General features: G+C 45.5%; 9 protein-coding genes. All 9 read right to left on the bottom strand.

Annotated elements, in window-relative coordinates; all coding sequences use genetic code 11:
• Window positions 1-17: 17 nt before the first annotated feature.
• A complete protein-coding gene (locus tag QZ375_RS13245) occupies window positions 18-1,490 on the bottom strand; it encodes a DUF927 domain-containing protein (protein WP_295219727.1) in 1,473 nt (490 codons plus the stop codon).
• A gap of 81 nt (window positions 1,491-1,571) precedes the next feature.
• Window positions 1,572-1,964, bottom strand: a complete 393-nt coding sequence (locus QZ375_RS13250) for a hypothetical protein (protein WP_295219728.1) — start codon at window positions 1,962-1,964, stop codon at window positions 1,572-1,574.
• Between the two features lie 17 nt (window positions 1,965-1,981).
• Window positions 1,982-2,419: a hypothetical protein gene (locus QZ375_RS13255; RefSeq protein WP_295219729.1), complete on the bottom strand. Its 438-nt coding sequence runs from the start codon at window positions 2,417-2,419 to the stop codon at window positions 1,982-1,984.
• Between the two features lie 191 nt (window positions 2,420-2,610).
• Window positions 2,611-3,294, bottom strand: a complete 684-nt coding sequence (locus QZ375_RS13260) for a hypothetical protein (RefSeq protein WP_295219730.1) — start codon at window positions 3,292-3,294, stop codon at window positions 2,611-2,613.
• 145 nt (window positions 3,295-3,439) lie between these two features.
• Complete coding sequence (locus QZ375_RS13265) at window positions 3,440-3,730, bottom strand: DUF960 domain-containing protein (RefSeq protein WP_295219731.1); 291 nt, start codon at window positions 3,728-3,730, stop codon at window positions 3,440-3,442.
• The gene (locus QZ375_RS13270) at window positions 3,700-5,274 is read right to left on the bottom strand and encodes a recombinase family protein (protein ID WP_295219732.1); all 1,575 of its coding nucleotides are present in this window, start codon (window positions 5,272-5,274) and stop codon (window positions 3,700-3,702) included. The genes QZ375_RS13265 and QZ375_RS13270 overlap by 31 nt, the downstream gene beginning before the upstream one ends.
• Complete coding sequence (locus tag QZ375_RS13275) at window positions 5,268-5,561, bottom strand: hypothetical protein (protein WP_295219733.1); 294 nt, start codon at window positions 5,559-5,561, stop codon at window positions 5,268-5,270. The genes QZ375_RS13270 and QZ375_RS13275 overlap by 7 nt, the downstream gene beginning before the upstream one ends.
• Window positions 5,558-6,082 carry a DUF1643 domain-containing protein gene (locus QZ375_RS13280; protein WP_295219734.1) on the bottom strand — a complete coding sequence of 175 codons (525 nt, stop codon included), beginning with the start codon at window positions 6,080-6,082 and terminating at the stop codon, window positions 5,558-5,560. Before QZ375_RS13280 ends, QZ375_RS13275 begins: the two co-directional genes overlap by 4 nt.
• A 252-nt stretch (window positions 6,083-6,334) precedes the next feature.
• Window positions 6,335-7,096 carry a class II glutamine amidotransferase gene (locus QZ375_RS13285; protein ID WP_295219735.1) on the bottom strand — a complete coding sequence of 254 codons (762 nt, stop codon included), beginning with the start codon at window positions 7,094-7,096 and terminating at the stop codon, window positions 6,335-6,337.
• Between the last annotated feature and the right edge of the window lie 82 nt (window positions 7,097-7,178).

The raw sequence follows: 7,178 nt of genomic DNA on the forward strand, positions 1-7,178 counted from the left end.
AGTTGCTCATGCTGTAATCAAGGGAATAAAAGACCATCGTACTGGCAGCAGTTAAAGTAATGCATCACTGCATATGTCACCAGATGCTGATAATATTTGTCGGCGATATTGGTACGCTCACGGATCTCATTGTGATTCGCTGTCAGAAACGCTGTGATCGCTTCTATGTCCATAGTCACGCCGAGAGAAGAGAGAGCTTTTGCAGACAGCAAAAGCAGTGCATATGCATTCACCAGACGTTCTGTCAAGTCAAAATATGCTTCTTCTGCTATGGCACTTCGCATGGTGTCCCTGCATTCCTCGTACATTGCCAGGATGACTTCTGGTTCTGCCGCCAACAGATATTCTGACAATGCCTTGCCCAGAACACCGTAATTCCGTTGACAAAAAGCGTGAATCCGATCACTGTGTTCCCGGCTGTCGGTGAACACCAGTTCAAAGCTGAGCAGACGTGTATCCAGTCCTCTGTTATGCATGCGAGCTTCTGTCAGCAGTCTGCATTCTGAAGATGTGATCGTGATCAGCTTCCAGGTATCTGATTCCCGCAGATCCGCATTGGTGTTACAGCGGCTCTTGTCCTGTTCCAACGTAATAGTATAGAATAGGTTTTCCAGATTTACGCCGGAAGATACCGTTGCTTCATCAAAGAGCTGTGGAATCCCGAATTTCTGAGCAAAATTCTTGACGATTGCATTCAGCGTACCGAAGAATGGAATGTAGACCTTTTTATCGTCTGGTTTGGTAAACACCGATGCCATCAGGGTCTGTGCCGTACTCTTTCCAGTCGTAGTCTTCCCATAAAAAGAGATGATGAATGACTGTAACGGCAAACTGCACCGCAAGCTGAGATATGCCAAAAAAAGTGAGGCACAGCTACAGCACAAGGCAAACATGATGGCTGGATTGGTCAGTAACTGATCGAGTCCTTCTGTATACGCCTGCATGGTGATGCCCTCCGTATACTGCAATACCTGCTGTTCTTTTTCATATGCCCGGAATCGCAGCTCTCCGTTCTGCATGGCGAACCCCATGCTGCCAGACTGTTCCCTGACTTCCAGCTTTGCGATGCGGCGAAACAGATAGCGGCTCAGACTGTCGGCATGATCGATATCCATGAGCAGTCCGTACCGGGAAAGTTTTATCACGTCCTTAGGATACAGCATATCATAATCTGCTGTGACCATTCTGCCATTGATGTTGAGTTCTACCCGATACACATTGTTCCTGTCCCGGTATGCAGAATCCACTTGAAACCAGCTGCAAAGCCATATCAGTTCCAAATGGGACGACTTGGAAACCGCAAGCAAAATGTACTGCCCCTCCACTGGGATCACCGGATAGTACGGTTCTGTTGCCCGCAAACGCTGCATTTGATTTTGGGAAATCTTCCTTTTTTCATATTCCTGCATTCCGCCCAGAAGCTGTTCCCGTTCTTCCGCTGAGAGCTTTTCCGGAAGTTCCGGAATGCAAGGTGGTCTATAGATCCTCATATTTTTCCTCCTTTCAAAGCAAAAATGCCGCAGTTCCGAACGATCAGAACTGCGGCATTCGCTTATCCGGCAAACAGATCCTTACTTCTCTGCAAGAAGGCGGATCTTTCGAATATTCGAGTATTCCAATTCACCGCATGATCTGTTTCGCACCTGAAACTCCACACGACAGTTGATAAAGTCCTCTACAAAAGCAATATTCGCCTGCGAGATCAGGACGGAGAACGGATACGCATCGATCCATTCCCCATTGACACTGGTCTTGAATGTGATACCGTTGTCCAGCTGGATACCTAACATCACACGTTCTTGCTCTCCTTCACCACAGTACCAGAACGCTTCTGTGATCACACCCTGATAAGTACCCTCATCGATCACAAAAACCTCTTTTCTTGCTTCCAGCCGTCTGCCTCTGACAGTGTTTCCATCTGCCTTTTCATTTGTGATCTCCACGAATCCTTCCATCTGTTCCATATGTTACCTCCCCCAGGTCAAGCAAGAGACACAATGGCGACGGTATTGCCATTCTTGTCTTCTTGCAGCTGCTCGATGCGTCCGCAGCGGGTAGACGCATTTTCTTTCCATTCCATATCCGGCATTGCCTCAGCAATTTTGTCAACAAGAGAAGTGGCATAGATCACACCGCCTTTTCCAACAGTAAATGCCGAAACCGTATCTTCCGGAACAGCGATGATTGCTAATCGTTCCTTGCCTAACTGGATCTTAACAGCGTGCGGCATTTCCAATGCATTGTACAGGTCATGATTCAGTTTCAGCCGCTTTGAGCCATTGGTACAGATCACGCTCATGCAGCCTGCCTTTCCTGTATCTGCTGTGATCTCACTGAACCCTGCTGTCAGATCAATGTAATTTGCATCGGTCTCCGTTACTTTTTCAAATTTCTTGTTACCACTCAAATATTTTGCCATGACAGCTCTTCCTTTCTAAAATTAAAATAGTCGATTAGCTTCTGATGCAATTGCACCACGTCCTTTCATTTCATCATAGCCAAAGCACCCTTGCTCTGACTGTAGTACAATTATCTCATATCCCGCTGCCATTGTATACGCCAAATTTTCAGGTTTTTCTTACCTGACAAATGGTATGGACTCACCCCATATCAAGCTGCCGTTTTTTCCAAATTTGCAAAAAGCACTCTTACTGCGGCACGCACTGCCATCAATTCTGTATTTTCATGTAGCTTTGCGACCTTGTTATCGTAGTCTTTCTTATCGCTGCATTCGATCAAGATCATCTTCTTTGCAAGTAAGTACGTTTGATATGTCAGTCTGAACTCTCTTTCTTTCATAGAATCCAATAATTTTCCACCTGGTTTGCAGCACCGATAGAGTGTTCTTGCACTTTCACACCATTCGTTTCCGAGTTCTACAGCCTCTTCTGCGACTGCCATATGGATCCCCCTTGCGGGTTCATATCGTACCAGATCAAACATGGACTCCAGTATCTTTCTTGCAGTTTTTTCTTCACATTTCCATTTTGCGTTTTGTGACACTGCAGTAACGGAACAATAGTACTGGTCTGCGATCCGCTTTTTTGCCTCCTCATATTGTCCATTCTCGATCAGCTGCATCAACTTACTAGGACGTTTTTCTCTGCGTTTCCGGTTCTCCAGTGTGTCCTCCCGATTCAACAGATCGTATTCTTTTTTCTCACAAACAGCCTGTTCCTCAAATACCGGAAGTCTGACTTCCGGATCAAATGAATTCTTTTGACTGTCCGTCATTTGTGTGTAAACGTCCATTTTTAGTTCATCAAATTTCGTGTTTTCATGCTTCGTGCTCATGATTTTCCTCCTTATACTCGCCTTGATCAAAAAAGCGTATATAAGTATTTGTTCTTTCAGAAATTTCTAAAAAAATTTCTGCTGTGATTTATGAGCACAAAAAAAGAGCATCGCAACGAAAATTCGCTGCGATGCCCTCCAAAAATCAATATTCTTCTGCCAACAGCATGGTACAATGTTCCCCATCATCCATGATATACACCTTTGCTGTGATTGACTTTTCTGCCAGTACAAAGTACGTCATTGCAAACTGCGGCTGTTCCGCCGTATGATATACAACTTGCAAACCATGATCTCCGCTGAGTCGGAACACCTGCAAGTAGTCCTTCGGTTCTGGCATTCTGTCCACACATTCCCACAGAAAAACTTGCAAGTACAGTGGAATCTCTGCATCTACTCCCCTGGTCAGGTATCTACCCTTTGATTTTTCAAACATATTCTTTGCTCCTTTACCTTGGAATCGAACATCTCGTACAGTTCCCCACGCCGCATGGTAACAGTTTCTGTCAGCTCCACTACGCCCAAACCCATATCCAGCACAATGTCAAAGTCATAGGGTCGCACATGGACTTCTTTCACAAACTGCTGAACAAATGTGCGGAACTCCTCGGTGTTCCGCCTCAACTCTTTCCACTGCGTATGCAGGTATGCGACATCTTCATAGGCGATAGGTTCCAGCAGCTTTAGTTCGTGCAGTCTGGTTTCCAGTGCTGTTTTTTCGCTTTCCAGTTGTTCCGCCCGTTGCAGCAAGTCATCGGTAAAGATACCCTTTTCGATTGCTTTCGTGATGTTTGCAAGGCTGCCCTGCACTCCGTTGTACTGTGCAGAAATCGCTTCATGGTGAGTATCGAAATCATGGTTAAACTTCTGCACCTCTTGATTCACCTTAGCAACAAGTTTCTTCAAATTTTTCGACTTCAATCTCTCACCGATCAGCACAGCAACGTAAGCGTCCAGATAATCCTTATTCAACTCTTTGTTATTGCACGCCGCCCTGTGGGTATTGCACCGGTAGGTAGCAAGTCTGGTCTTACTTCTTCCCGAAAATCTCAGGTTTCCGATCATTCGTTTTCCGCACACATCGCAGACCAGTTTCCCCGTCAGCAGGTAAAACTCTTTGCTGTGATAGCGACCAGCGTTCCGTTTGTTCCTTGCCTTGATCCGCTGCACCTGTGCAAACAATTTCTTGCCGATGATGGCGGGGCAGCCACCCTCAATGCGAATGTAACTGTCCTTTTGAGCGTGGTTATTTCGTTTGCCGTCTGCCTTTGCCGCAGCCTTATTGAACACAAACACACTGGTATATTTTTCATTGCTGAGAATTTCATACAGGCTATTTTTCCCGAACAATTTCCCACGTTTTGTCTTGTAACCGTGAGCGTTCAAATGGTCGATGATCGCACTGTAGCCGTAACCCTCTGCAAACATTTGAAAGATGATTTTCACTGCTTCTGCTTCGTAAGGGTTTATGACGAGATGCTTATCTTCTGCAACATCGTATCCCAGCGGTGGACAGCCGCCAGTGTGCTTACACTGCAAAGCAGTCTCGTTCATGCCCTTCATGACTTCCCTTGCCAGATTCTTGCTGTAGTACTCTGACATGCCCTCCAGAACCGCTTCCATCATGATGCTTTCCGGAGAATCGTCCATGCGTTCCAGCACGCTGCAAAGCTTGACATGATTCTTTTTCAGCTTCTTTTTGTAGATGGCACTGTCATATCGATCTCTTGAAAAGCGGTCAAGTTTATGCACCAGAACGATGTCAAACAGTCCTTTTCCGCTGTCTTCAATCATCTGCTGGAACTGCGGTCGGTTGTCCGTCGTTGCCGATCTTGCCTCGTCCGTATAGGTGGAAACTACTTGCCAGTGGTTCTGTTTGCAGAACTGATTCATGGCTCGTATCTGGGCATCAATGGACTCACTTCTCTGGTTATCACTGGAAAATCGAGCGTACTGTGCTACCTTTGGAATGCTCAACATCTGACCGCCTCGACCGGCAGAAAGATGTCCTCACCGTAGCTGTCATCTATGATTTTTACGCCGTGCAGATAGGTCTTTTCGCCGATTTCAAACAGTTCCACAAACTCCATTTCGGATACAACAAAATGCTGTATTTCAGACTGTTCCAGTAAAACAAAACAACCGATTTCGTCCAGATTTTCCACCTGATATTCTTGCAGCATTGTTTCTGCTTTTTCCCGAATGTATACTTGCAAAGCCGTATTTTCAATACGGTTCATCTCCTGTAAATCAGTCACTTTTATCATACTTCAAACTCCTCCATTTCATAGGGTTCTAATGTCCACTCTCTTCTGACCGCTGGTGTAAGTGGGTGGCAGGCATTTTTTCCGATCTGGTACAGCTTGTTTGCGTGCGGTTCCAGCAAATCAAGCACCCACTTTTGCCGTTCCCGTACACGCTGGGTATTCTTTCCGATAGTACCCCAGGCAATGATAATGGCATCGCTCATGGCAGCGTATTGCTCTATGATTGCATCACAATCTTCATCGATCAACTCATCATCACCATTGAAACGCAGGCACAATTTTTCCGTGATCCTGCTGTACAAGTTTACAATGTTGACACTGCCGAAACCAAGCTGATACAAGTTGTTGATGACCAACATTGTTGTCATGTCAAAGTTGACGGTATCCGCTGTATTCGGATTGATCATGATGACCATTGCAGTGGGCTTTTCGCTGTCCCATTCTTTCCGCAACAGCAGGCGGTGCTTTTTATCATCTGAAAAGATCGCCTTGCTTTTGATTACTGTTGTTTCTTCTTTCATAGCTACCTCCAAAAAAAGAGGCTCAGCATCACGCCAAGCCTCCCACAAACATTTTCACTTACTCTTCTTGACCAGTGCCAGCAGTTCAACCCCACAAGCTACCCCAGCCAGAAACATTTCAATCGCAATCGGCATCGATGTATTTCACCTCCTTTTCCTGCAATTCCATGGCGATCCCGATGCCGCCTACCACCAGTGTCAGTATCAGTCCTGCAATAAATTCTTTCATGTTGATTCCTCCATTTTCTTGTTTTATGCTTCACACTGCAACAGTGTTTTCGCCTCTTCCATTGCCTCTGCATCCATGAGCAATTCCTCGATCTCGTCCGGTGCGTAGCCGTAATCCAACAACAGATAGACATCTTCCTCCGGTACGCCAAACATACTACAATACTCCAACAGCAGTTCTTCTTGCTCGTCTGATTCATACCAATCCACATGATTCCAGTTGTACGGATTGTACATAGTGTGGATGTAGTCCTGCATTGTAAAGGCATTTCTGCTGAGTTTGCCGTCCGGTGTGATCTCTACGATCTCACCCTCTGAAACATCGACTTCATAGCACCTATCACTTAAATTTACCTTTTGCAAAGCGTTGTCCAGAATGCCTTTTGTACTGGCGTAGACGTAAATTCCGAGTTTCGGAAAATGGTATAAAGTCAGCGGATTATTGCCTCTTACCAGAAACAGCGTGTTGTCATTTCTGAGAATCGTAAAGACAAAGCTGCCCTCCACAAGTTCCGCCATTTTCTTGATACTTTTTGCATTCAGTCGATTTTCCTGTTCCAACAATTGCACCGCAACGTAGCTGTCGGTTTCGATAGCTGTTTTTGGCAAACAGTATTTCTTTTGCAGTTCAGCATCATTGTACAGCACCCCATTGTGAGCGAGAGCAAACGCTTCTGTGCCGCAGTGTCCCTCGAACGGATGATTGTTGTAGTTGTATTTTTCACTGCCCTGTGTAGTCATTCTGGTGTGTCCCATGACCGCTTTTGTTTCCTTGGGAAAGTACAGCTTGACCTTGTGAGCTGGCTTGGCTTTCTTAGAGCCTGTTCAGTATCTTTACACCAAGTTCTAAAAGAAGTATAATAAAAAG

The organism is Ruminococcus sp. (genome assembly GCF_019417665.1).
Lineage (GTDB): Bacteria > Bacillota > Clostridia > Oscillospirales > Ruminococcaceae > Ruminococcus_C.

What these genes read in the sequence shown, in the direction of transcription:
- QZ375_RS13270 (WP_295219732.1), bottom strand. Translation starts at nt 5,274, where the DNA reads ATGTTGAGCATTCCAAAGGTAGCACAGTACGCTCGATTTTCCAGTGAT.
- QZ375_RS13280 (WP_295219734.1), bottom strand. Translation starts at nt 6,082, where the DNA reads ATGAAAGAAGAAACAACAGTAATCAAAAGCAAGGCGATCTTTTCAGAT.
- QZ375_RS13260 (WP_295219730.1), bottom strand. Translation starts at nt 3,294, where the DNA reads ATGAGCACGAAGCATGAAAACACGAAATTTGATGAACTAAAAATGGAC.
- QZ375_RS13255 (WP_295219729.1), bottom strand. Translation starts at nt 2,419, where the DNA reads ATGGCAAAATATTTGAGTGGTAACAAGAAATTTGAAAAAGTAACGGAG.
- QZ375_RS13275 (WP_295219733.1), bottom strand. Translation starts at nt 5,561, where the DNA reads ATGATAAAAGTGACTGATTTACAGGAGATGAACCGTATTGAAAATACG.
- QZ375_RS13265 (WP_295219731.1), bottom strand. Translation starts at nt 3,730, where the DNA reads ATGTTTGAAAAATCAAAGGGTAGATACCTGACCAGGGGAGTAGATGCA.
- QZ375_RS13250 (WP_295219728.1), bottom strand. Translation starts at nt 1,964, where the DNA reads ATGGAACAGATGGAAGGATTCGTGGAGATCACAAATGAAAAGGCAGAT.
- QZ375_RS13245 (WP_295219727.1), bottom strand. Translation starts at nt 1,490, where the DNA reads ATGAGGATCTATAGACCACCTTGCATTCCGGAACTTCCGGAAAAGCTC.